The following is a 25,878-nucleotide window of genomic DNA, read 5'->3' as shown; positions in this document are numbered from 1 at the left end:
GAGGTAACCTGCTGTAAATGCGGAAAAAAGGAGCGCGCAGCAGCGAGTCCGTGCACGCGGCGCGCAGCCTGGAAAAACTAAAACATCGAGCCGTGGGTGTCTGACATGGGAAGCGGGGACAAGCCGCCCTCCCGCTACTCGCCTCTGTAGGAGCTGCCGCAGGCTGCGATCTGTTGATCTTGTTCTTAAAAAGGCAGATCAAAAGATCGCAGCCTGCGGCAGCGCCTACAGGGAGAGGTCAGAGGCGGCGTTTGCGGTTGAGGTTGGGGATGGTGGTCGGGGCGATCTCGATCTGCTTCGCCTGTCGCGAGGTCTGTGCCGCCAGTGCGGCCAGTGTCGGCTGGCTGAACAGCGTGCGCGCGTCGACATGCAGGCCGGCCAGGCGCATGCGCGCGACCAGACTGACCGCCAGCAACGAGTGCCCACCCAGTTCGAAGAAATTGTCGTCGCGCCCCACCTGCTCGACCTTGAGCACCTGCGCCCAGATCTGCGCCAGGGCCGTTTCCACGTCGCCTTCGGGCGCGGCATAAGGCCGGCTGAGCAGCGCCTCCGCCCCCGGTTGCGGTAACGCCCTGCGATCAATTTTGTCGTTGGGCGTCAAGGGCAGCGCCGCCAGCAGCACGTAGGCGCCGGGCACCATGAACTCCGGCAACTGCGCCAGAACATGCGTGCGCAACGCTTCAAGCGTCGGCGCAGTCAGCTCGGCACGCACGCTGTAATAAGCCACCAGTCGCTCATCGCGTACCAGCACCACCGCCTCACGAATGGCCGGATGCTCCAGCAGACGCGCTTCAATCTCGCCCAGCTCAAGACGAACCCCGCGCAGCTTGACCTGAAAATCATTGCGCCCGAGAAACTCGAGATTGCCATCAGCGCCGTAACGCACCAGATCACCGGTGCGATAGAGGCGATCACCGGCCACAAACGGGCTGTCGATAAAGCGTTCGGCCTGCAATTGCGGCAGCCCCAGATAGCCGCGCGCCACGCCCGCCCCACCTATGTGCAGATGACCGCTGACGCCAAGCGGCACCGGTTGATCGCAGCCATCGAGGACAAACAGCCGCGTGTTGCTCAGTGCCTTGCCGATCGGCACCCATGTCGGCGGCACGGGTTCACCGGGTTCCAATGTCCAGCCGCTGCTATCGACCGTGGTTTCGGTCGGCCCATAGACGTTGTGCAGGCGCACCCACGGCAGGCGTTCGCGTACTTGCCGGGCCAGCGCAACGGTCAATTCGCCGCCACCGTTGAGCACATCGGTGAGGCTGGTGCACTGGCTGACGTCGTCCTGTTCGATGAACTGCTGCAACAACGCCGGCACGAACTTGACCACGGTAATGTTCTGCTCGCGGATCACTTGCGTCACATAGGCCGAATCGCGGTTGCCGTCGGCCCTCGCCAGCACCAGGCGCATGCCCGTGCACAGCGGCCAGAAAATTTCCCACACCGAACTGTCGAAACTGTACGGGGCCTTTTGCAGCAACGCGCCGTGTTCGGTGGGCGGCGCCAGTTGCGAGCCCCAGTGCACCATGTTGCAGGCGCTGCGGTGTTCGATCATCACGCCTTTCGGCGTACCGGTGGAGCCGGAGGTGTAGATCATGTAGGCCAGATTCGTCGCGCCGAGATCCGGCACCTGCGGGTTGTCGTGCGGCTGGTCCTGCCATAAACCGAGGTCGAGATCGATCAGCGGTACGCCGGGTTCGCCGAGCAGATCGCGCGTCGCTGCATGCACTAGCAGCGCGACCGGTGCGCTGTCCTGCAACATGTAGTTGAGTCGTTGCAGCGGATAATCCGGATCGAGCGGCACGTAAGCACCGCCAGCCTTGAGAATGCCCAGCAGACCGATCACCAGTTCCGGCCCGCGCTCGACGCAGATCGCGACCCGCGAATCCGCTTGTACGCCGAGTCCGCGCAGATGATGGGCCAAACGGTTGGCCTGTTCGTTCAACTCGCGATAGGTCAGGCGCTGCTCGGCAAATTGCACCGCAATCGCATCCGGCTTGCGCAGCACCTGTTGCTCGAACAGCGCCTGCAGCGGCTGATCCATCGGGCAATCGACTGCCGTATCGTTGAACTCGACCAACAACTGGTGCAGTTCTTCTTGCGGCAGCAACGGCAGACTGCTCAACGGCCGTTGCGACGTAGTTTCCAACGCCTCGACCAGACCGTTCAAAGCCGCCTGCACGTAAGCGCAAATCCGTTGCGCGCCAATGTTCGACAAGGTTCTGCTGGTCAGGCGCAAACCCGTGCCGAAGTCATCGACACTCAAGGTAAACGGGTAGTTTGTGCGTTCCTCGTTGGCCAGGGTCTCAATGCCCTCCCAGGTTTGCCGGGAGGTTTTTTGCTCGACATCATCGCTGTGCCGGTAGTTGAGCAAGGCGCTGAACAGCGGCGCTGGCGCGGCGACGCCACTGCAACGCTGGGCCAGCGCCAACGAGGCATGTTCATGGGCGAGCAAAGCGCTCAGCCGTGCATGGGTGGACTTCACCGCAGCGCGCGCGCCTTCACCGACATCGACCCGTAGCGGCAAGGTGTTGATGAACACCCCCAGCGCGCGATCGGCCCCCGCGCCACCCTGCATGCGGCCCATCAGCACCGTGCCGAACACCACACGTTGCTGAGCGGATGTCGCCGCCAACACCTGCGCCCAGGCGAGGTGGATCAGGCTGGCGACACTCACGCCGGCCAGACGTGCCTGCTGCTGCATGCGTTGATAGAGATCGGGCGCCACAGCTTGCCCGGCTTCTTCGATGTTGCTGCCATCGCCCTGAACGTTCTGCAAGGCGAACGGCAAGGTCGGCTCGTCGATGTCGCCGAGCATCTGCCGAAAGAACGTTTCATGTTCCTGTTCACTGACGCCCAGACGCGTCTGCGCCACATAGTTGCGGTATGGCACCGGTGCCGCCAGCGGTTCGGCGCTACCCGATAGGCAGGCGTGGATTTCTTCGCGCATGGCCTCCAGCGCGATGTGATCCATCGCCAAATGATGGAACAGCAAGATGCCGACCACGCGGTTATGCACGGGATCACGGGCAAACATCAGACGCAACAGCGGTGCCTGACTGACATCGAGGCGATAGCGCCGAGCATCGAAACGCGCGTGCAATTGATCAATGATCGCGCCGTGGACAGGGTCAAGTTCAACCTCCTGCACCGGCAAAATGGCCTCACGCCAAACCACTTGCACCGGTGACGTCAGCCCTTCCCAGACCACGGCCGTGCGCAGGATGTCGTGGCGTGCCATGACCTGACGCAACGTAGCGGCGAAGGCCTCGACCCGCTCGATGCTGTCGAACGCCAACAGCGATTGCAGCAGATACGGATCGCCCTGCGCGGCGGTGATGTGGTGATAGAGAATGCCTTCCTGCAACGGCGCCAACGGGTAGATGTCCTGCACGTTGGCGGCGCCGCCCGGCACTGTCGCGACGATACGCTCGATCATCGCCTGATCCAGTTGCACCAGTGGCAGCAGGTCCGGCGTGATGTGCGTGCAATCGGCGGGAATGCGGTTGGCCGCCACCTCGACTTCGCGACCACTGCCCTCCGCCGCTGCCAGCGCCGCCAGTGTCGGCTGGTTGAACAGCACCCGCACATCGCTGCTCATGCCGATCTGGCGCATGCGTTCGATCAGGCCGACCGCCAACAACGAGTGGCCGCCCAGCTCAAAGAAATGGTCGTGGCGCCCTACCCGCTCGACCTGCAAGACCTCGGCCCAGATCTGCGCCAAAGCGATTTCGACGTCACCCTGTGGCGCCTCGTACTGACGACGGATCAACGCTTCCGGCCCCGGTGCCGGCAGGGCCTGGCGGTCGAGCTTGCCATTGGCCGTCAACGGTAACGTCGCCAAACGCACGTACGCAGCCGGCAGCATGGCGGCCGGCAAGCGCGAGGTCAGGTGCGCGTGCAATTGCAGAATGTCCAGCGCTTCACGCTCGGTGAACCACGCCAACAGTTGGCCGTCGCGCACCAGCACCACGGCTTCCTGCACCGCCGCATGGCTGGCGAGAGCGGCTTCGATTTCGCCCGGCTCGACACGCACACCGCGAACTTTCACCTGATCGTCGTTACGGCCGATGTACTCAAGATTGCCATCGCCGCGCCAACGGGCGAGATCGCCGGTGCGGTACATGCGCGCATCCGGCTGCGCGCTGAACGGGTCGTCCAGGAAGCGTTCGGCGGTCAATTGCGGACGGTTCAGATAACCGCGGGCGACACCGGCGCCGCCGACATACAACTCGCCGATGATGCCGAGCGGCACCGGGCGCTGCTGCTCGTCGAGCAAGTAAGCCGTGGCATTGCTCACCGGTTTGCCGATGTGCAACGCCTGCCCCGGGGTGATCAGGCCTGAAGTGGCGACCACCGTGGCTTCGGTCGGGCCATAGTTGTTGACCACCGCAAAACCCTGCGCACGATTGAACTGACGCAGGCGATCACCGCCGATCAGCAAGGTGCGCAAGGTCGGGTGATCGAGTTGTTTACTGAAGGCATATTCGGCAATCGGTGTTGGCAGGAAGCTGACGTCCAGCGGCTGCGCACGCCACCAGGCGAGCAGTGCGTCGATGTCTTCGCTGCCTTCGCTCGCGGGGGAAAAATGCACCGTCGCCCCGGCACACAGCGCCGGCCAGATCTCCCACGCCATCGCGTCGAAACCGAACCCGGCGAGGCTCGACGTGTGCTGCCCGGCGCCGAGAGCGAATGCCGCGCAGTGCCAATCGACCAGATTGGCCAACGTGCGGTGTTCGACCATCACACCCTTGGGCAGCCCGGTCGAGCCGGAGGTGTAAATCACATAGGCCAGATTGGTCGTGTTCAACCCCGGAACGTCGGGATCGGTCAAGTGGTCGAGCGACCACTCCCGGCGATCAAGTTCAATCACTGGCAGCGCTGTGGCGGGCAGGCGATCACGCAAATCACTTTGCGTCAGCAGCGCCACCGGAGCGCTGTCGCCGAGCAGGTAACTCAGGCGCTCGGGCGGATGCGCCGGGTCAATCGGCACATAAGCGGCGCCAGCCTTGAGCGTCGCCAGCAGCCCGACCAGTGTTTCCAGGCCCCTGCGCGCGACAATCGCCACCCGCTCATCAGGCCGTACGCCAAGGCCCAGCAGATGATGGGCCAGCGCATTGGCTTGCCGATTCAGTTCGGCGTAGCTCAGCGTCCGTCCCTGATAAGTGGCGACCACCGCGTCCGGCTGTTCGGCTGCCCGCGACTGAAAGCGCTGATGAATCATCTGGCCTTGCGGATAGCCGACCCCAGTGTCGTTCCACTCATTGATCCGGGCGATTTCTGCTGGCGTGTTCAGGTCGAAATCGGCGACCGCCCGTTCGGGAGACTCCAGGCCTTGCTCGAGGATCAGCAACAAGCGCTCGGTGAACGAGGCGATCTCGTCCGCCGCGAAATACGCCGGCGAATACACCAGATGCAACCAGGCCTTGTCGTTGTAACGGTTGCTGCGCAGGTGAAGGGCCAGCGGTGTCGCTTCGTGCTGGTTGGAGACCTTGACCACGTGCCCCGGCGCGTCACCGTAACGGTAGTCATGGTCATCCTGCTCGTAGGACACCGACAATTCGAACAGCTGCGAACGGTCTTCGCGCAACAGGCCCAGCGCGCGGTTCATCTCGCTCAGCGGGTAGCGCTGATGACGGAAATCCTGCTTCAGGCCAGCGCCGATCGCCTGGATCAATTCGGCAAATGACAGTGTTCGACCAAAGCCCATGCGCATCGCGCTGACCTGAGTGAACAAGCCCAAAGTGCTTTTGAAACGGGCCCCGGAGCGGTTGAGAATCGGCAAGCCGACCACCCACTCGTCACGTTGCGCGGTGCGACTGAAATACACGTGCAGCGCCGCCAGCAGCACATGAAACGCCGAGCCGCCGAGCTGCCGCGCGGTGTCTTTCATGCGTTCGTGCAACAGCGCCGGAAAAGCCTCGACATGGATCAGGCTGGGCGCCGTTTCAGGGTCGAGGGGTTCGTGATGACGCGGCGTCAGCAAGGGGTCGGGAATACTGCGGTACTTGTCCAGCCAGTAGCGTTGATCGAGTTCGTAGCGCGATGACTGCCGGTAGCGCGCGTCATCGTCGATGAAGCCGACATAGGACGGCGCCGCCACGGCTGGCTGGTCGCCACGGCACAACGCGCTGTAGATTTCCCCCAGCGATTTGAACAACAGACCGAAACCCCAGCCATCGATGATCAAATGGTGCGCCTGCGCCGCCAGCCAGTGACGGTGCCGATCAAGGCGAATCAGGCTGAAGCGAAACAATGCTTGGCCGCTCAACAGGTACGCCTGCGCCATCTGTTTTTCGATCAACGCCTGTGCCGCTGACTGTGGTGCTGAATGCTCGCTGACATCATGCAGCGGCATGGCCACCGGCAACTGCCGGGCAAATCCCTGCAATGGCAGGCCGTCGTCACCGACCTCGGCGAGCAGCACCGTGCGCAAGGCATCGTGGCCTGCAACCAGTCGCTCAAGTGCCGCTTGCAGCAACTGCGGATCCAGCGGCCCGCTCAGTTCAACGTAACCGCCAATGTTGTACAGCGGCGAATCTCCGCGACTCAGTTGGTCCAGCCAGATATCCCGTTGGGCGGCAGTCAGAGGGAACGTCTCGACAGGCGCGGACTGATCGCCCGCCACGTTGGCAGAAATAGGCGGCATAAGATCCATCTCATGTAATTTGCCGGGTATTCAAGCATCGGCCCCGACACCGACATGACACCTGAAACCCGGACAACCACATCGCCTGCACGCGGCTGTTTGGCCGTTCTGGCGTGGCTAGCGTAGGCACTGCCTAGAAGTTCGGAGAGGAAATTCTGAAAAGCTTGTAGGAAAAGAACCACATAGCAGCGCCGCCATTTGCCTGAGCACCGCCGATCAGCCAAAAGCATTACCCCGGTTTTCAGGGTCTTGGCATGACTGAACAGTCACTTGCGACGCCTCGCTGGTGTTGCGCCCCGCCAGAACCCCGGCGCCAAGATTCAGAAATAGTGGCACTTTGTGTCCCTGTTTTCCCCTACAGACGTAGGACAAATCCATAGGCTTAAATCCCCCACCGGATCATGTTCAAGGAGAAATGACTGCGTGGGCGGCTTTTACATAGACGGCAGACGATTCAGTGATGGCTCTGAAACAGGGATGACAAGGATATGAATCTGACCGGCAGCATTCGCAACATGGAAAACCCGCACTTTTACTGGCAACTGGGGGAGCTGATTGCAAGCACGGGCGACGATCACTTCGCCACCAACATGTTCCAGTTGGTCGACACCCTGGTGCCGGTCAACCGCGTCGATCTGAGTGAATGGACGCTGGATGAGCGTCAGGCCAGCGTGGTCGAGATCAAGCCGCTGGGCAGCGCCGGACAGGCGCAGACGTTCCCGCCGCCCGACCCGTTGCAGCGACCGGACGATCATCCGTTGCTACAGAAGATGATCGAGATGAACGACTCGCTGTTGATCCAACTGAAAGCCTCGCTCCAGCCACGCCACCCGCAGCACAGCGCCCACCAGTGCAATCTGGTCTCGCGCACCTCGAACCGCCGATGCGTCATCTCGTTTTACCGACCGCACACCCAACGCGTGTTTTCCCTGCCGGAACTGTCATTTCTCAAGAGCCTTTCCGACACCTTGCTGCCGCTGATCGAGCGCCATGCGCAGATCAGTCGGCAACTCCTCGCCAGACAACCGCGCCAGCCCTTGGCCGAACTGGATCAGGCACCGTTGGCGCAGGTATTCGATGAACGCCTGGGACTGAGCGGCATCGTTCTCTCGGCACGCGAAAAGGAGGTGTGCCTGGGCCTGTTGACCGGCGGCACGGTGCCGCAAATGGCGGAACAGCTGAGGGTCAAAAACAGCTCGATCGAGACTTATCTCAAGCGCGCCACGGCGAAACTGGGGGTCAGTGGCCGGCATGGGCTGGCGAAATGGATGGCCGGGGCCTGAGCCGGTTCAACTGACTTCCCCCCCTGTAGGAGCTGCGGCACGCTGCGATCTTTTGATCCTGCTTTGTTTAAAAACAAGATCAACAGATCGCAGCGTGCCGCAGCTCCTACGGGGGGAGTGTCTGGCTTAGGTTATTCACTACAAGCATCTGCTCTTTCATGAACGAGGCTGTTTGATGTCGACGTTGCGATTTTCTCTGCTGTCCATGGCCATGCTGATGGCCGGCTGCTCCTTGATTCCCGACTACCAGCAGCCCGCCTCACCGGTTGCAACGCAATATCCGCTGCCAACGCAGGCCGCCACGTCCAGCGAAGACTGGCGCACGCTGTTCAATGATCCGGCCCTGCAACGACTGATCGAAAGCGCCCTGGTCAACAACCGCGACCTGCGCGTCGCGGCGCTCAACGTCGAAGCGTTTCAGGCGCAATACCGCATCCAGCGTGCCGACCTGTACCCGGCGGTGTCGGCCAATGCCAGCGAATCACGCCAGCGCATGCCGCCGAGCGTGACCCAAGGCAAAGCGCTGATCAACTCGACCTACGCGGTTAACCTTGGCATCAGCGCCTACGAACTGGACTTCTTCGGCCGGGTGCGCAGCCTCAGCGAGCAGGCGCTGCAAACCTGGCTGGCGACCGAACAGGCGCGGCGCAGCGCACAATTGAGTCTGGTGGCCAACGTCGCCAATGCCTACCTGACCTGGCGCGCCGATCAGGAACTGCTCGAACTGACCCGCGACACCCTCGCCGCCGACGAGCAGAGCCTGCACCTGACCACGCGCAATCGCGATGCCGGCAAATCCTCGGCGCTGGAGCAGGCGCAGGCGCAAACCAGCGTCGACAGTTCACGGGCCAATCTGGCGCGCTATCAGCGCCAGGTCGCGCAGGACCTGAACAGCCTGACCTTGCTGGTCGGCACGCCGGTGCCGGCGTCCTTGCCCGGGCAACCGCTGGCCAGTGATCTGGTCGAGCAACTGCCGGCCGGTTTGCCCTCGGACTTGCTGCAACGGCGCCCGGACATTCTCCAGGCCGAATACAAACTGAAAGCCGCCAACGCCAATATCGGCGCGGCGCGGGCGGCGTTTTTCCCCAGTGTCAGCCTGACCGCCAATGCCGGCACTTCCAGCCGCGATCTGTCCGGGTTGTTTGGCGGTGGTTCCGGCGCGTGGACCTTTCAACCGCAAATCAACCTGCCGATCTTCAACGCCGGCAGCCTGCGCGCAAGCCTGGATTATTCGAAACTGCAGAAAGACGTCGCCGTCGCCGAATACGAAAAATCGATTCAAACGGCGTTTCAGGAAGTCGCCGACGGACTCGCCGCGCGCGCCACCTATCAGCAGCAATTGCAGGCGCAACGCGATCTGGTCGAGGCCACGCAAACCTATTACAACCTCGCGCAGAATCGTTACAAGAACGGTGTCGACAGCAGCCTGACGTTCCTCGATGCACAGCGTTCGCTGTTCAGTTCGCAGCAAGGATTGATCACCGACCGCCTCGCGCAACTGGTCGCCGAGGTCAACCTGTACACCGCGCTGGGCGGCGGCTGGCGGGCCGATGCGGCGCAAGTGCAGTAAGCACTCGTCACTTTTTCTTACACCTTTTGTCGCCAGATCCCACACCGCGCGGCGATCCGCAGCCGTCGTCTGGTCTCAGTTTGGTATCATGCGCCGCTTTTACGGTTAACCCCCCGCCAGTCCTGTCGACTGACGGGCTGCAAAAGGCGGTATTAGATGACGGCTTTGTTGACTCGCCGCAAGGTGCTTGCGGGAATGGGCGTACTCGGGCTCGGCCTGCTCGCCGGCTGCGACACCCGCGGCCAACTGTCGTACAAGTACGGCAAGGATCTGAGTAACAAGATCATGGGACGCACCTTCAAACTGAAGAACACCGATGGCGAAACCATGACGCTGTCGAGCTTTCGCGGCATGATGCCGATGGTGTTCTTCGGTTTCACCCAGTGCCCGGCAGTCTGCCCGACCACCCTCGCCCGCGCGGCGAAAATCAAGAAGCTGATGGGCGCCGATGGCGACCGCTTGCAGGTGATTTTCATCAGCCTCGATCCCGAACGCGACACCCCGGAAATCCTCGACGCCTACATGAAAGCCTTCGACCCGACTTTCGTGGCGCTGTATGGCACGCTTGAGGAAACCGCGGCCACGGCCAAGGAATTCGACGTGTTCTACGAGAAAGTCCCGGCCGGCGACACCTACACCATCTCGCACACTGCCACCAGTTACGTTTACGACTCCAACGGCGGTCTGCGCCTGGGTCTGTCCACATCGCTTTCGGCAGAACAATGCACGGAAGATTTGCTTACTGTTATGGAGGTTTGCTGATGCACCCTGTTCTGAATCACATCAAACGCGCCGCGCTGACCCTGTCGCTGATGGGCCTGGCGTTCCAGGCGTCGGCCCAGACCCAAGTCGACGACGCCTGGGTCCGCGCCACCGTGCCGACCCAGACCGCCAGTGGCGCGTTCATGACCCTCACCGCCGACAGCGACAGCAAACTGCTCAGCGTCGCCACACCAGTGGCCAAAGACGTGCAGATCCACGAAATGACCATGAAGAACGACGTCATGAGCATGGGCCCGGTGAAGTTCGTCGAACTGCCGGCCGGCAAAGCCGTCAAGCTTGATCCGAACGGCTACCACGTGATGCTGATGGGCCTCAGCGGTCAGCTGAAAGAAGGCGAAACAGTGCCGCTGACCCTGACCGTCGAGAACGCCAAGGGCGAGAAAGAAACCATCGAAGTGAAGGCACCGGTTCGTGCGCTGACCAGCATGGAAGGTCACGATCACAGCAAGATGCATTGATCTGACTGGGCTGTAAAAAAAGGGGCGGCCTGATCGATGATCAGGCCGCCCCTTTTTTGTTTTGGGTATGCACTAACGCTTGCGGGCCAAAGCCCTGCGCACGCTTTCCCGTGACATCCCCGAGGCGGAACGGGTCACGGCTTTATCTACGGGCGCCTTGGCCAGCTGTTCCTTGCGCTTCTCAACCTCACGCCACTGGTAACCGAGATATCCGCCTGCCGCCACAATCCCCAGCCAACCAAACACCGAACTGACGAAGAACCACAGCCCGAGGGTGATCCATACGGTTTTCGAGGTGAACAACTTCAAGCTGTCATCGGCAGGCACCGGTTCAACCGGCGTCTGTTGCGTCACCGGTACTTTTTGCACGCCGTCCAGATCAAAGCGCAGCGCGAAGTCCGCCCCGGGCACCGGAACGTCTAGCTGATTGCCTTCAGCACGATGCACCCGAATCTCGCCATCGACGAGCGACATCGAGCTGAAACTGATCTGCGTTTCACAACGAATCTCGCCGTTGACCAGGGTCACGACCGTTCGTTGCGGATCATTGGGGGTGTCACGCATGTCGATTCCTTGAGCGTTCCACGTCGGACGACGTGCGAAGGGATAATCCGTTGGAGTCGAATGCTACTGAGTGGCTATTACGCTGTCCAGAAAGCGTGACCCTAAGCTGCAGACCCAGGCGAAAATCCTCCGGCATGAGTCTGTTCGAGGTTACCAGCCTGATGGAAAGCGTACTTTACACCGGACAAATCTTCGGCGACCATGTAAAGGGTCTTTTACATAGGATATGGAGAATGAACCGGTACTACCTCGAATTGGGCGCAGCATTAATCATCTACATGCTGGTGCTGACAGCCTCATTGATTGCCTCGCAATACCTGATGGAAGCCCCCATCGTGCTGCGCTCGGCCGTCGCGCTGACGCCGGTCATTCCGGCGGGACTGATGTGCTGGGCAATCGTGCGCAACATGCGGCGCATGGACGAAATGCATCTGCGCATCCAGTTTGAAGCGCTGGGCTTCGCTTTCGCCGCCTCGGCACTGTTGACCTTCAGCTACGGTTTTCTGGAAAACGTCGGCGCTCCCCACATTCCGTGGACGTGCGTGTGGCCGGTGATGGGGCTCATGTGGATTGTCGGCCTGCAAATTGCGCGACGCCGCTACCAATGAAAAATCGCCTCAAGGAATTGCGCGCCGAGCGCAAATGGTCGCAAGTCGATCTGGCGCAACGCCTGAACGTGTCGCGCCAGACCATCAATGCGATCGAGAATGAGCGCTACGACCCGAGTTTGCCGCTGGCATTCCAGATTGCCCGCGCGTTCGAAATGCCCATTGAAGACATCTTCGACGACAAAGAGAGTTAACACCGCCCCCTGTGGCGAGGGGATTTATCCCCGTTGGCCTGCGCAGCAGGCCCATCCTTTTATGAATCAAAAGAGGGGCCGCTGCGCGACCCAACGGGGATAAATCCCCTCGCCACAGGTTATATCATTCCGGAAAGTCCCATCATCGGGCTACTTGTTACAGTGATTACTGGGCGGCGCACAGCTCGATGTATTGCGTGTATCAGCTCCCCGCCCCCTCATGCGCCTCTTCAAAGAAGTAATCCTTCCAACTCCCCGCCTTGTTCTTCAGCACACCCAATTCCTGCAATTTCTCCGCGTAGATGAATGTGCGCTGCGGCACCACGGTGAAATCGATTTCCGGGTCTTTGACGATTTGCTCGACCAGGGCCAGCGGCAATTTCGACTGTTCGACACGAATGTACGCCTGTGCAGCAGCGGGTTTGTCAGCCTTGATGATTTTCTCGGCTTCAGCCAGTGCGGCGTAGAACGCCTTGTAGGTCTTCGGGTTTTCGTCGTGGAATTTTTCCGTGGTGTACAGCACGTTGAATGTCGCTTGGCCGCCAAGGATGTCGTAAGAACTCAGCACTTTGTGCACGTTGGGATTCTGCAGCGCCTGATACTGGAACGGCGGGCTGGAGAAGTGCGAGTTGATTTCCGAGCCGCCGGCAATCAACGCGGCGGTGGCGTCGGGGTGCGGCAGGCTGACCGAGATGTCGTCGAATTTCTTGAACTGGGCGTCGCCGAATTCCTTGGCGGTTTCGATCTGCAAGGTGCGTGACTGGAAACCCACGCCGGCCGCCGGCACGGCGATCCGGTCCTTGTCGCTAAAGTCCTTGAGTGTCTTGATGTTCGGGTTGTTGGTCAGCAAATAGTTGGGCATCGAACCGAGCGCGGCGATGGCTTTGACGCTCTGTTTGCCTTTGGTGCGGTCCCACACGGTGAGCATCGGCGGCACGCCAGCCGAGACCACATCGAGCGAACCGGTCAGCAGCGCTTCGTTCATCGCGGTGGCGCCAGAGATGCTGTTCCAGTCGACCTTGATGTCGAGGCCCTGCTCCTTACCGTGTTTTTCGATCAGCTGCTGATCACGCACCACATCAAGAATCAGGTAACCAATGCCGAATTGTTGGGCGATGCTGATCTTGCCTTCGGCGTGGACGTTAGTGCTGAACAGCGCAGTGGCCGCCAGGGATGCAGCCAACAGAGTCAGCGCGGAACGTTTCAACGGTGTGGCCATGACAACCTCGCAGCAGGGAAGTGATTTGCTGAAAGGCCGGACTGTATCGCTATAAAAAACTTACATTAAATACCTTTATTGCATATCGATAGCACGCGGCTGTTTGGCGGGCAGAAAGCGTCGTGCGGTATCGACAAAGGGCATGACGATCAGGCTGTACAGCGTCAGGTAGCGTTCGCGATCCGCCTCACCGGTGCCGAAGCGCAACGGCTCCGGCGTTGAGGTGGTGACGTATAACGTGCCGAACAACCAGTCCCACACCGACAGATTGGTGGCGAAGTTCCTGTTGCGGTGGCGCACGGCGTCACTGTGATGGATCTGGTGCTGCGCCGGGCTGTTCAGCACATGTTCGATCGCCGGGCCGAACGACAGCCAGACATGACTGTGGCGCAGGTTCGACGCGAGGCTATTGAGGATCAGCACCAGCAAGGTCACGCCAAACAAGGTGTCGCCACTGACTTCCCCACCGCAGAGATACCAGACCGCTCCGGCAAACGCAGCGATGCCGGCGGTCATCACCAACCGCTCGACCAGGGTTTCGACAATATGAATGCGGCTCGCCGTGGCGGGCACCAGCACCGGCGCCGAATGATGCACCTTGTGAAACTCCCACAGGTAGCGCGAATGAAAGGCGCGATGAATCCAGTAATGCAGGAAGTCCTTGAGCAGAAATACGCCGACGCCGTAGAACAGTGCGATGAAGGGGTGATTCGGCACTTGTTCGCGCGCGCCCCACAGATGGCTGAAAAACTGCTGATAGTCGCCGGAACGCAGGATCCACGGATCGACCAGCGCGACGATCGGCAGCACCCAGATGACTTTGAGAATGGCCTTGATGAAGTAATAGCGATAATCCAGCCACGCCGAGCGATGCCCGAACACGCGGCTGCCGCCGATGAATTGCCAGAACGACGGCGCTGCCGTGAGGTGCGGGGATTTACGATGGCGAAACAGCACGTAGGCGACGCAGTAGGACGCGACGATAAACCCCACGCCGAGGCGCCCATTCAGATCAAACAGACCGACGAACTGCCCGCTGACCGGGGCAATGATCCACCGATCAAGGTGCACATAGAGTTGTTCGAGAACATCCACGAAGGCTGATCTCCATCAGAGGTCGGCCATTGTAAATCGCAGCGTTTCGCAAATGCAGCTTTAACAGATCAAAGGCCCGTTCAACACCAATCCCCTGTAGGCGCTACCGAGTGCAACGAGGCTGCGATCTTTTGAACGTGTTTTTTAAAAAATCAGGATCTAAAGATCGCAGCGTGCCGCAACTCCTACAGGGATCCGGTGCCGGCTAAACAGCCTGAAACAATAAATCCGCCGTCGGCAATATCGCTGATTACCCGCCGACGCGAGGGCTGGCTGGGGTTACAGGTATCTCATCGGTGTCGCAAGCCGCTGCATAGGCGCATCAGTTGAGCGTTTAAAAGGGCGATCAGACAGCTCACCCTTGGTATCATCGCGCACACTTTTATGACGTTTTAATGGCTGGAAGGTCTTTTTTTGTGAGCGCTCTTTTTAACCGGTTACGGCAGCCCTCTGCCCGCCTCTTTTCGCTGATCTTTCTCACGCTGATCGTGCCGCTGTGCCTGCGCGCGGCGCTGGGCTGGTCGACCCCGTTGGGTTATTTGTCGGATCTGGCCATCGGCAGCCTGCTGGTCGTGCTGTTGCATCGCCGGGCGTGGTGGCTGGCGCTGCCGCTGCTGCTGTTCTGCGGCCTGCTGGCAGTGGCGACCGCCGAACTGGTCAGCGCCGTCGGCCGGCTTCCAACGCCTTCGGACATTCATTACCTGATCGACCCGCAATTCGTCGAAAACTCCACCGGCGGTGGCCTCGCGCATCCGGCGTTGGCCATCACCCTGCTGCTGGCCCTGCTGCTCTGGCTGCTGACGCAATTCACCGCACGTGGTACATCGCGCCCAGCCCTGCCCCGCGTGGTCTGGAGTGCGCCGTTGGTGCTGTTCGCCGCACATTGGGCAGTGCAGAACCTGTGGCCGAGCGAGGCTGATCCATGGCGTGCCTACAACCTGCCGCATCAACTGATGGCCAGCGAGGTCGCGGACCTGCAGATCCGCGCCGAGGAATGGCTGGACGGCGATGTCGAAGAACCGGCGCCGGCCATGTCCGGGCTGACTGACGTCGATCTCAACGGGCAAAAACTGCTGGCCGCGCCGGGTCAGGCGCGCAACGTCTTGATCATCGCCCTGGAAGGCATTCCCGGTGCCTACATCCGCGCCAACCGCGAAGCCATCGGCAGCCATTATCAGGAAGACCTGATGCCCAACCTCAGTCGCTGGGCCGAGCGCGGCATGAACACTCCGGATTACGTGCTGCACACGCACCAGACCATTCGCGGTCTGTACGCGATGCTCTGCGGCGATTACGACAAGCTCAACAACGGCACGCCGAAAGGTGTGGAGATGCTCACCCTTAACGAACGCAATCAGGCTTGTCTGCCGGCGCAACTGCGCGAACACGGCTTCAGTACACACTACCTGCAAGGTGCCGGCCTGCGCTTCATGGCCAAAGACAAGATCATGCCGCACATTGGTTTCGATGCGACCCATGGCCTGGAATGGTTCACCAACAGCAACTATCTGGAATTCCCGTGGGGCAAGGATGACAAGGCGTTTTTCGAGGGTGCGCTGGATTATGTCGGCCAACTGAAAAAGCAAAAACAACCGTGGATGCTGACGCTGTTGACCGTCGGCACTCACCAGCCCTACTCCGCACCGGAAGACTATCTGCAGCGCTATGAAACGCCCAAGCAAGCCGCCGTCGGTTATCTCGACGATGCGCTGGAGCAATTCCTCAGCGGGCTGGAACGCCAAGGCGTGTTGAAAGACACGCTGGTGGTGATCACTTCGGATGAATCCCACGGCATCGACGGCGTGCGACTGGCCTCGTCGTGGGGTTTCAATCTGACGCTGGCGCCGGAGCACGAACAGCTGCCACGGCTGAACAAAGGCGTGTATGGCCACGTTGATCTGAGCACTTCGATCCTCGATTATTTCGACCTGCCGGTGCCTTCCGCGCTGAGCGGTCGCTCGTTATTCCGCGACTACGATACCGGGCGCGAGATCATGTCGTTCACCAACGGCAAACTGCGCTACCACAATGGCCAGGGAATCTTTTCCGAATGCGACATGCCGCGCCGCTGTCGTTATTACCAAAGCGCCGGCTTCATCGCTGAAAACGCCACGTACAAAGGCACCTACAGCGGTCACCCCGCCCGGCAGATTGCCGCTCGCGCCAACGCGCTGGACCTGTCGTTGCTGCGCACACCGCTCAATCATCGCTATCAGTTCGGCAGCACCAACGTCATCCCGCTGCAAGCGCAGATCAAGGATGACTGGGCCGACAACCTGATCGGCGCGCAGTATCTGGAAATGCCCAAGGGCTCGCACACCCGCGTGCGCCTGACCGTGCGTTCGGTTGATCCGCAGCAGGCGGCATACATTCAACTCAAGGCCAAGGAGTTTGAACAGGACGTGCAGATCGGTCTGCCAGCAGAAATGGTGGCAACTGCCGACCAGCCGCTGCAAATGAATTTCAGCTTCGACAACCCGCAAGAGCGCAAAGCGTTTTCCTTTCATTTACTGGGTTACGGCTTGGGCGCCGTCGAGGTCACGGACTTCAGCGTGATCACTGAACTGCCGGGGCAAGAGGACATGCTCGACGACGTGCCGGACGACGACACCGCGCAATCCACTTGATCACCCATCTGATCATCAACTGTAGGAGCTGCCGCAGGCTGCGATCTTTTGATGTTGTTTTTAGAAAGACAAGATCAACAGATCGCAGCCTGCGGCAGCTCCTACAGGGATGGGGTCAGAACGTTGTGCGCAACCCGACCTGGATGCTGCGTCCTTCTGCCGGCGCAATGTCGCGCAGGATCGAACTGGCGTAACGCACGGTTTGATTGGTCAGGTTCTCGGCGTTGACGAAGGCCAGCCATTTGCTCTGGCCGACGTCGAAGTGATAACCGAGATTGGCGCCCAGCGTGGTGTAGCCATCGGTGCTGCTTTCATTGGCCGGCACGCGATGCTGTGAACTGGCGTGCTCGACATCGATCCGCGCCTGCCATTTGTCCAGTTCCCACAGCAACCCGCTGTTCAAGCGCAACGGCGCGATGCGTGGCAGGTCTTCGCCGGTGTCGAGGTTCTTCGCACGGGTGTAGTCGCCGGACAGCTCCAGGGCAAACTTGCCGTAGGCATTTTCGCCAAGCGTCCAGCGATCCTGCGCCTCGATACCGCTGAAGCGTGCACGTACGCCGGAGTAGGTGTATTCAGGGATGCCGTTGGCGTCCTCCTCACCTTCGTCATTCAACGTGCGGCCGGTGCCGAGCAAGCCGATGTAATTGGAGAAATGGCTGTAGAACACGCCGACGCTGCCCTTGTGCGTGCCGTTGTCGAATCGCAGCGCGAGGTCGCTGGACACGGCTTTTTCTTTCGACAGTCCGGCATCACCGACTTCATAAGTGCCGGTCGCAACGTGGGCACCGTTGGCGTACAGCTCGTAGAACGTCGGTGCGCGTTCGGTGTAGCCCAGCGTCGCGGCCACCGACCAGATTGGCGTCAGCGTGTACACCGCACCAGACGACAAGCTGCCGGCGGTGAAACTGCTGGAGCGCTCAGCGTTGGCAAACCGCTCGTTGCCTTTGGCGTCGGGATCGACCGTGGTGTGTTCCAGACGTCCACCGAGGGTGAACAGCAATCGATCGGTGGCTTGCAGCTCTTCAAGAATGAACAGTGCACCGGCGTCGGTATCGGTCTGCGGCACAAACGCTTCTTCGCCCAGCGCGGAGAATTCGCTGCGGCTGACCTGCGCGCCGATCACCCCATTGAACGGCCCCAACGGCTGGTGCCGCGCCTCGATCCGCGCCTCGTAGCCCTTGTTCTTGAACGTCGTGCCGACCTCGCCGCCTTCGATTTCGCGGTGCTGGTAATCGGTGTAACCGGCATCCAGCTTGATCGAACTGAACGGCCCGTCGAGATTGCGCATCTCGGACGCGAAAGCGTAATGCTCCTGTTGCATGCGAATACGCACATCGTCTTCGGCCGGCGAGCCGTAATTCGAATCGTAATTGCTGTAGGACAGCCCGGCATAACCATCATCCCAGGTGTAGGAGCCACCCACCGCACCGCCGTCCTGACGCCCATCGCTGTTGGCCAGGCGATGTTTTTTCGAATCGCCGTCGTCGTCTGTACGTTCGCGAGCGGTTTTCGCATATCCGGGGATCTTCAGATCATTGAATTCGCGGGCGCTGGCGTCCAGGTGCAAAGCGAATTCGCCGTTGCCGGCCTCAAGTTTGCCTGCGCTGCTGCGCGTGGTGTCGGCACCGCCATAACGCAATTCGCCGGCACCGTGGATACCGTCGATGGCCTCGGTCGGAATGCGATTATCAAAGGTGTTGACCACCCCGCCGATGGCGCTGCCGCCATACAGCAAGGCTGCCGGGCCGCGCACGATTTCAATGCGCTCGACGTTGACCGGGTCGAGCGGCACGGCGTGATCGTAAGACAGCGATGAGGCGTCCAGTGCGCCGACACCGTTACGCAGAATACGAATGCGGTCACCGTACTGCCCGCGAATGATCGGCCGGCTCGCGCCCGGGCCGAAATACGATGACGACACGCCGGGTTGCTTGTTCAGGGTTTCGCCGAGGCTGCCCTTTTGTTGAAACGTCAGGTCGTCGCCGCCCAGCACGGTTGAGGGCGAGGCGAGTGTCTGGCTGCCAAGCGGATTGCCGGTGATGACCTGGGGTTGCAGTTCGAGGGCGTCGGCGGCGAACACCGGCGCGGCAAAAAGCAGCGCGGCGGCCAACGGATTCAGGCGTCGTTGCAGGGGGTGGGAACGGGCAGGCATTGCAGAACTTCCATGAGCTGAAAAGTGAAGATCGCTGCCAGCGTTTGCAGATAACGCCGGCAGAAACAAAATGAAACCGATTTAATGTTATACAATAACATTTCTTTCTGTCATCCCGTTTCTTCCTTCACTCATCACAACAGCTGCTCAAGGACGTGGCTTTCGGGCTGGCATCGGTTCTGCGGCGAGACCCGCACCGCACGGTGAAAGCGCTAAAAGACTTTACCTATCGGCGCCCAATAGTCGGCCTATTAGCTGCATCTCCAAGTCGGGTCTAGCCTTACTAGTCCGAAGTCGGCACGAGCCGGCCGTAGCAGACCTGATAAGGACCCGAACATGGCAAACGAATCGAAATGCCCGTTCAACCACGCCGCCGGTGGTGGTACGACGAACCGTGACTGGTGGCCGAATCAACTCAACCTGAAAATCCTCAGCCAGCATTCGCCCAAGTCCGATCCGCTGGGCAAGGATTTCGACTACGCCAAAGCCTTCAAAAGCCTCGATTTTCAAGCGCTGAAACAAGACCTCACGGCGTTGATGACCGATTCTCAGGACTGGTGGCCAGCAGACTTCGGCCACTACGGCCCCCTCTTCATCCGCATGGCCTGGCACAGCGCCGGCACCTATCGAACCGCGGACGGCCGCGGTGGCGCCGGTTCCGGCCAGCAACGGTTTGCTCCGCTAAACAGCTGGCCGGACAACGTCAGCCTCGACAAGGCCCGCCGTCTCCTGTGGCCGATCAAACAGAAATACGGTCGCAACATTTCCTGGGCCGACCTGATTGTCCTCACCGGAAACGTCGCGCTGGAATCGATGGGCTTCAAGACTTTCGGTTTCTCTGGCGGCCGGCCGGATGTGTGGGAGCCGGACGAAGATGTCTATTGGGGTTCGGAACATGAATGGCTGGGCGGTGACAGCCGCTACGGCAAAGACAAGTCCGCCATGCAGGAACCCGGCGACGGCACGTTGGTCGCTGAACCGGATTTGCACGGCAAGGAAGAAAGCCGCACCGATCAGGGCGAACGCAATCTGGAAAACCCGCTCGCGGCGGTGCAAATGGGCCTGATCTATGTGAATCCTGAAGGCCCGGAAGGCAATCCGGATCCCGTGGCCTCGGCGCTGGACATCCGCGAAACCTTCGGCCGCATGGCCATGAACGATGAAGAAACCGTGGCACTGATCGCTGGCGGCCACGCCTTCGGTAAAACCCACGGCGCCGGCCCCGCCGACAACGTCGGGCCTGAGCCGGAAGCTGCCGGACTTGAAGAACAGGGTCTGGGCTGGCGCAACGCCTTTGGTACCGGCAAGGGTGGCGACACCATCACCAGCGGCCTCGAAGTGACCTGGACTACAACGCCCACCCGCTGGAGCAACAACTACCTGGAAAACCTCTTCGGTTTCGAGTGGGAGCTGAGCAAAAGCCCGGCCGGCGCGCATCAGTGGATACCGAAAAATGGCGGCGGTGCCGGCACCGTCCCCCACGCCCACGACCCGAGCAAGAAACTGTCGCCAACCATGCTGACCTCTGACCTGGCGCTGCGTTTCGATCCGGCGTACGAGCAGATTTCGCGGCGCTTCCTGGCTAATCCGGATCAACTGGCCGATGCCTTTGCCCGCGCCTGGTACAAACTCATTCACCGTGACATGGGCCCGTTGTCGCGCTACCTCGGCCCGGAACTGCCCAACGAAGAATTGCTGTGGCAAGACCCGATTCCCCAGGTCACGCATGCACTGATCGACAACAACGACGCTGCAGCACTGAAAAGCAAAATCCTCGCCTCTGGATTGTCGGTAGCGCAATTGGTCTCGACCGCGTGGGCGGCGGTTTCAACGTTCCGTGGTTCGGACAAACGCGGTGGCGCCAACGGTGGTCGTCTGCGCCTGGAGCCACAGCGTTCCTGGCAAGCCAATCAGCCGGAACAATTGGCCAAGGTCCTGCAAACGCTCGAGGGGGTTCAGAACGAGTTCAATGGCGCCGCCGCCGGCAAGCAAGTCTCGTTGGCGGATCTGATCGTGCTGGCAGGTAATGCCGGAGTCGAACAGGCGGCGAAAAACGCTGGCCATTCCGTGTCAGTACCGTTCACACCGGGCCGTACGGACGCCTCGCAAGAGCAAACCGACGTTGATTCCTTTGGCTTCCTCGAACCGATTGCCGATGGTTTCCGCAACTACAGCAAAGGCAAATACACCGTTTCGGCCGAAGCACTGTTGATCGACAAGGCGCAACTGCTGACGCTCACCGCGCCGGAGATGACCGTGTTGCTGGGTGGCTTGCGGGTGTTGAACACCAATGTCGGGCAAACCCGCCATGGCGTGTTCACCTCGCAAACTGAAGCGCTGACCAATGACTTCTTCACCAACCTTCTGGACATGGGCGTGGAGTGGAAGCCAACTTCGAGGGATGCGGATGAGTTCGAGGGGCGCGACCGTAAAACCGGCAGCGTGAAGTGGACGGCGACGCGGGTTGATCTGGTGTTTGGTTCCAACGCGCAGTTGAGGGCGTTGGCCGAGGTGTATGCCAGTGCGGATGCCAAGGAGCAGTTTGTTAAGGACTTCGTTGCTGCGTGGACGAAGGTCACCAACCTGGACCGTTTCGACCTGAAGTAACTTTTAGTCAATAAAAAACGCCGCATTGATTAATGCGGCGTTTTTTATGTATATGGCTTGGGCTTTGTAGTGAGGCTTACATCTTACCCCCTCACCCCAGCCCTCTCCCCCAGGGGGCGAGGGGGAAAGGGAGCCGATCTTCGTGCTGTTCAAAACCTGAGTTCGACTCCGGACTTTCAGGTCGGTGTAACTCGAACATCCACCCCGGTCAGTCCCCTCTCCCACTGGGAGAGGGTTAGGGTGAGGGCCGGTCCACAGCTGGAACACCGACTTCAACACACCATCAAGCCAGGCTCTTGCTCACCACCTCATACACATCACTCGACAACTGCCCCGACGCCCGAATCCGCTCCAGCTCAGCCTTCATCAACGCCTGACGGGCGCTGTCGTATTTGCGCCAGCGGGTCAGTGGCGCCAGTTGGCGCGAGGCGATCTGCGGGTTGAAGCCGTTCAGCTCGATCACCAGATCCGCGAGGAAGCGATAGCCGGAGCCATCTGCCGCGTGGAAGTTGATCAGGTTCTGCCCGGCAAACGCGCCGACCAGCGCACGCACCTTGTTCGGATTCTTGATGTTGAACGCCGGGTGCTGCATCAACGCTTTCACGCGTTCCAGACCGCCGGGCAAAGTGCTGCCAGCCTGCACGCTGAACCATTGATCCATGACCAGCGGATTGTCCTTGAAGTGTTCGGCGAAACTCGCCAGCGCCGCCGCCTTCTGCTCTTCGAACGGCGAATTGACCAACACCGCCAGCGCAGTCAGGCGCTCGGTCATGTTGTCGGCCGTTTCGAATTGCTCCAGCGCCGCTGCCAGCACTTCCGGCTTGCCGCTGAGCATCAGGTACGACAGCGCAATGTTCTGCAGCGCGCGACGGGCGAAATGCTCGGCTTCGGCGACGTACGGGGTTTTCTTCGACAGGTCACGGTTGGCCTGATAACGCAGCCACAGCGCCTCGAACAAGCCTTCGGCCAGTTGCTTGCGGGCGAACTCACGGGCGATATGGATCGCATCGACGTCAGCCACTTCGCTGATTTCGGTGAGGTACGCCTCACCTGGCAGCGAAAGCATTTCCGCGACCATTGCCTGATCCAGCGACTCATCCGACAGCACCGTGCGCAGCGCCGATACCAGACGCGGGTCAAGCTTCAGACTCTCGCCCTTCTGCTGCTGGCCGATCAGTTCTTGCAGGACTTGTACCGACAGTTGCTGCCCGGCATCCCAGCGGTTGAAACCGTCGCTGTCGTGCTGCATCAGGAACATCAACTGATCGCGGTTGTACGGGAAGCTCAGTTTCACCGGCGCCGAGAAGCCGCGCAGCAACGATGGCAGCGGCTGTTCAGCGACGTCGACGAAAGTGAAGGTCTGCTCGGCTTCGGTCACCGAAATCACGCGGGTGGTACCTTGCGCCGACGCTTCGCCAGCCAGACGCAGGGCAATTTCGTTGCCTTTGCTGTCGAGCAGGCCGAGTTCGACCGGGATCACGAACGGCAGTTTTTCAACTTTGTCCGGGGTTTCCGGGCAGCTCTGGCGGAAGGTCAGGCTGTAGGTTTTTGCCGCTGCATCATAAGACTCGCTCACCGCCAGACGCGGTGTACCGGCCTGACTGTACCAGCGCTTGAACTGGGTCAGGTCGACGCCGTTAGCATCTTCCATGGCCTTGATGAAGTCATCGCAAGTCACTGCCTGACCATCGTGGCGTTCGAAGTACAGATCGCTGCCCTTACGGAAGCCTTCGGCGCCGAGCAAGGTGTGGATCATGCCGACCACTTCCGAACCCTTCTCATACACGGTCAGGGTGTAGAAGTTGGAGATTTCGATGAAGCTGTCCGGGCGCACGGCGTGGGCCATCGGCCCGGCATCTTCGGCGAACTGATGGGTACGCAGATAAGCCACGTCCTGAATGCGCTTGACCGTGGCCGAGTTCATGTCGGCGGAGAAGCCGGAGTCACGGAACACCGTGAAGCCTTCCTTCAGCGACAACTGGAACCAGTCGCGGCAGGTCACGCGGTTGCCCGACCAGTTGTGGAAGTATTCGTGAGCGACGATCGCCTCGACACGCTGGTGCGCGGCGTCGGTCGCGGTTTCGGCGCGAGCGAGCACGGCGCTGGAGTTGAAGATGTTGAGGCCCTTGTTCTCCATCGCGCCCATGTTGAAGTCATTCACGGCGACGATCATGAAGATGTCCAGATCGTACTCGCGACCGTAGACCTCTTCGTCCCAGCGCATCGACTTCTTCAGGCTGGTCATCGCGTGCTGGCACTTGTCGATGTTTTCCGGCTCGACGTAAATGCGCAGCGCGACGTTGCGTTCAGTCATGGTGGTGAAGGTGTCTTCAACGCACCACAAATCACCGGCCACCAGTGCAAACAGGTACGCCGGTTTCATGAACGGATCTTCCCACGTCGCCCAGTGCCGGCCGTCTTCGCCCGGGCCCGAGGCAATCGGGTTGCCGTTGGAGAGCAACACCGGATAGCTGTGCTGTTCGGCGACCACGGTGGTGGTGAACTTGCTCATCACGTCCGGGCGGTCGAGGTAATAGGTGATCTTGCGGAAACCTTCGGCCTCGCACTGGGTGCAGAACATCGTGCCGGATTTGTACAGGCCTTCCAGCGCGGTATTGGTTTCCGGGTGGATCTTGACGCTGGTGTCGACCGTGAAGGTTGCGGCGGTCGGCTGCAGGGTCAGGTGGTTCTCGGACAATTGATAATCAGCGGCATCAAGCTCTTTATCGGCCAGGGTCACCGAGAGCAATTCCAGCTGCTGGCCATCGAGTACCAGCGGCGGCAGGCCCGGGCCACGCGCCGGGTTGCGGCGCATCACCAACTGCGCGTGCACCAGGCTGTGATCCTCGAACAACTCGAAGGTCAGGTGTGTTTCGTCGATCAGGTACTCGGGCGCCTGATAGTCCTTCAGGTAAATCATCTTCGGTTGTTCGGTGCGCATGCTGAAGTCCTTATTGATGCACGGCGAGCTGGTAAGCCGTGTATTTACGAATGTTGATCACGCCGGTGTCGAAGATCAGGTACTGGCCCTTGATCCCCAGCAGCGTGCCTTCGGCAATCGGGTTCTTGTCCAGGTTGAAGCTGACAATCTTGGCCGGGTATTGCTCGACTGGATAGCGGATCTCCAGCGGTTCTACATCGGTAATTGTCTGAATTGCCTGTAGGCCGAATCGCTCCTGCAAACCGAGCAAACCTTCGGCGCAGCTGTCGAACAACTGCTCGCGCACCTGCGCCAGATCCACCGCCACGGCATCGCCCTTGAGCAATGCGCGCCAGTTGGTTTTGTCCGCCACCTGGCTGCGGAACAGGTCTTCGACGAAACCCGACTGCTGCCGCGTGGCCACGCGCACGATCGGCAACGCCTGACTGGCGCCCTGATCGAGCCAACGCGTCGGCAATTGCGTAGCACGGGTGATGCCAACCTTGATCCCCGACGAATTGGCCAGGTAAACCACGTGGTCGGTCATGCAGAACTGCTCGCCCCACAGCGGATCGCGGCAAGTGCCGGCATCAAAGTGGCAGCGCTCCGGGCTCATGATGCACAGGTCGCACTGCGCCAGTTTGGTCATGCACGGGTAGCAATAACCCTGACTGAAACTGGTTTTGGTCTTGCGCCCGCAATGGGTGCAGTGGATCGCCCCGAGGTATTCCAGACGCACCGTGGTGCCGATCAACGGGTTGACCGGCACCTCGACGTCATCCAGACGAAACGCATATTGCACGTTCGGCCCGTCCAGGCGCGCCGACATTTTGCTGATTGCACCACGGCCAATCTCGATCAATGGATGGCATCCGACTTGAACAGGATGTTCGGCACTTCGATCGACTTCGATGCACATTCCTGCGGGCCCATGTAACCGGTGCGCTGGTCTTCAGGCAGGTTCTGGATTTCCCAGGCGATCATCGCCTGCAACGACAGCTCGCGCTGCTCGGCGGTGAGTTTGCCACCGTCGGACCATTTGCCGATTTCGACAGCCAGTTTCAGGCTCTCGTAGATGTCCGGGGTAATGTTGTTGATCATGTCGTTAAAAGAGGACATCAGGGTCTCCGTGCTCTTTATCTACAGTAA

16 protein-coding genes are annotated in these 25,878 nt (G+C 60.4%); 8 read left to right on the top strand and 8 right to left on the bottom strand.

The annotated features are described in order from the left end of the window. Window positions 1-238: 238 nt before the first annotated feature. Window positions 239-6,649, bottom strand: a complete 6,411-nt coding sequence (locus tag ACIPZE_RS05445; RefSeq protein ID WP_400771843.1) for an amino acid adenylation domain-containing protein — start codon at window positions 6,647-6,649, stop codon at window positions 239-241. Between the two features lie 488 nt (window positions 6,650-7,137). Here ACIPZE_RS05445 and ACIPZE_RS05440 point away from each other — a divergent pair, with 488 nt between their 5' ends. The 4 genes from ACIPZE_RS05440 (at window position 7,138) to ACIPZE_RS05425 (ending at window position 10,743) form a co-directional block, all read left to right on the top strand. Continuing rightward, window positions 7,138-7,932 (top strand): helix-turn-helix transcriptional regulator, encoded by a 795-nt coding sequence (locus tag ACIPZE_RS05440; protein WP_129394311.1) that lies wholly within the window; start codon window positions 7,138-7,140, stop codon window positions 7,930-7,932. Between the two features lie 175 nt (window positions 7,933-8,107). Beyond that, window positions 8,108-9,502: an efflux transporter outer membrane subunit gene (locus tag ACIPZE_RS05435; protein WP_400771841.1), complete on the top strand. Its 1,395-nt coding sequence runs from the start codon at window positions 8,108-8,110 to the stop codon at window positions 9,500-9,502. 156 nt (window positions 9,503-9,658) lie between these two features. Further along, a complete protein-coding gene (locus ACIPZE_RS05430) occupies window positions 9,659-10,264 on the top strand; it encodes an SCO family protein (RefSeq protein ID WP_008079652.1) in 606 nt (201 codons plus the stop codon). Further along, window positions 10,264-10,743: a copper chaperone PCu(A)C gene (locus ACIPZE_RS05425; protein ID WP_400771839.1), complete on the top strand. Its 480-nt coding sequence runs from the start codon at window positions 10,264-10,266 to the stop codon at window positions 10,741-10,743. Before ACIPZE_RS05430 ends, ACIPZE_RS05425 begins: the two co-directional genes overlap by 1 nt. 72 nt (window positions 10,744-10,815) lie before the next feature. On the opposite strand, the gene ACIPZE_RS05420 is transcribed toward ACIPZE_RS05425, so the two are convergent. Further along, window positions 10,816-11,307 carry a hypothetical protein gene (locus ACIPZE_RS05420; protein WP_400771837.1) on the bottom strand — a complete coding sequence of 164 codons (492 nt, stop codon included), beginning with the start codon at window positions 11,305-11,307 and terminating at the stop codon, window positions 10,816-10,818. Between the two features lie 233 nt (window positions 11,308-11,540). Here ACIPZE_RS05420 and ACIPZE_RS05415 point away from each other — a divergent pair, with 233 nt between their 5' ends. Both ACIPZE_RS05415 and ACIPZE_RS05410 read left to right on the top strand, forming a co-directional pair. Further along, a complete protein-coding gene (locus ACIPZE_RS05415; RefSeq protein ID WP_400771835.1) occupies window positions 11,541-11,915 on the top strand; it encodes a hypothetical protein in 375 nt (124 codons plus the stop codon). Continuing rightward, on the top strand, window positions 11,912-12,109 hold the full coding sequence (locus ACIPZE_RS05410; protein WP_400771834.1) for a helix-turn-helix transcriptional regulator: 198 nt from the start codon (window positions 11,912-11,914) through the stop codon (window positions 12,107-12,109). Before ACIPZE_RS05415 ends, ACIPZE_RS05410 begins: the two co-directional genes overlap by 4 nt. A 202-nt stretch (window positions 12,110-12,311) precedes the next feature. On the opposite strand, the gene ACIPZE_RS05405 is transcribed toward ACIPZE_RS05410, so the two are convergent. Together ACIPZE_RS05405 and ACIPZE_RS05400 are read right to left on the bottom strand one after the other, a co-directional pair. Continuing rightward, the gene (locus tag ACIPZE_RS05405) at window positions 12,312-13,328 is read right to left on the bottom strand and encodes an ABC transporter substrate-binding protein (RefSeq protein ID WP_400771832.1); all 1,017 of its coding nucleotides are present in this window, start codon (window positions 13,326-13,328) and stop codon (window positions 12,312-12,314) included. Between the two features lie 75 nt (window positions 13,329-13,403). After that, complete coding sequence (locus tag ACIPZE_RS05400; RefSeq protein WP_400771831.1) at window positions 13,404-14,423, bottom strand: sterol desaturase family protein; 1,020 nt, start codon at window positions 14,421-14,423, stop codon at window positions 13,404-13,406. Between the two features lie 416 nt (window positions 14,424-14,839). On the opposite strand from ACIPZE_RS05400, the gene ACIPZE_RS05395 reads away from it, so the two are divergent. Continuing rightward, complete coding sequence (locus ACIPZE_RS05395; RefSeq protein WP_400771829.1) at window positions 14,840-17,050, top strand: LTA synthase family protein; 2,211 nt, start codon at window positions 14,840-14,842, stop codon at window positions 17,048-17,050. A gap of 115 nt (window positions 17,051-17,165) precedes the next feature. On the opposite strand, the gene ACIPZE_RS05390 is transcribed toward ACIPZE_RS05395, so the two are convergent. Then, complete coding sequence (locus ACIPZE_RS05390; protein WP_400771827.1) at window positions 17,166-19,202, bottom strand: TonB-dependent receptor; 2,037 nt, start codon at window positions 19,200-19,202, stop codon at window positions 17,166-17,168. Between the two features lie 336 nt (window positions 19,203-19,538). On the opposite strand from ACIPZE_RS05390, the gene katG reads away from it, so the two are divergent. Further along, window positions 19,539-21,809 (top strand): catalase/peroxidase HPI, encoded by a 2,271-nt coding sequence (gene katG / locus ACIPZE_RS05385; RefSeq protein ID WP_283436162.1) that lies wholly within the window; start codon window positions 19,539-19,541, stop codon window positions 21,807-21,809. A gap of 283 nt (window positions 21,810-22,092) precedes the next feature. Here the strand turns inward: katG and pepN are convergent, their stop codons facing one another. From pepN to ACIPZE_RS05370, 3 genes are read right to left on the bottom strand one after another with little or no spacing between them, the layout of a single operon-like run. Further along, window positions 22,093-24,750: an aminopeptidase N gene (gene pepN / locus ACIPZE_RS05380; protein ID WP_400771826.1), complete on the bottom strand. Its 2,658-nt coding sequence runs from the start codon at window positions 24,748-24,750 to the stop codon at window positions 22,093-22,095. Window positions 24,751-24,760: 10 nt separating this feature from the next. Then, on the bottom strand, window positions 24,761-25,591 hold the full coding sequence (locus ACIPZE_RS05375) for a DUF2797 domain-containing protein (RefSeq protein ID WP_400771824.1): 831 nt from the start codon (window positions 25,589-25,591) through the stop codon (window positions 24,761-24,763). Next, a complete protein-coding gene (locus ACIPZE_RS05370; RefSeq protein ID WP_007919229.1) occupies window positions 25,588-25,848 on the bottom strand; it encodes a YeaC family protein in 261 nt (86 codons plus the stop codon). Before ACIPZE_RS05370 ends, ACIPZE_RS05375 begins: the two co-directional genes overlap by 4 nt. Window positions 25,849-25,878 lie beyond the last annotated feature (30 nt).

The sequence above is a fragment of the Pseudomonas sp. NPDC089741 genome, from assembly GCF_044748825.1.
In the GTDB taxonomy this organism is placed as follows: domain Bacteria; phylum Pseudomonadota; class Gammaproteobacteria; order Pseudomonadales; family Pseudomonadaceae; genus Aquipseudomonas; species Aquipseudomonas helmanticensis.
This window is presented reverse-complemented; position numbering and strand designations above follow the sequence as displayed.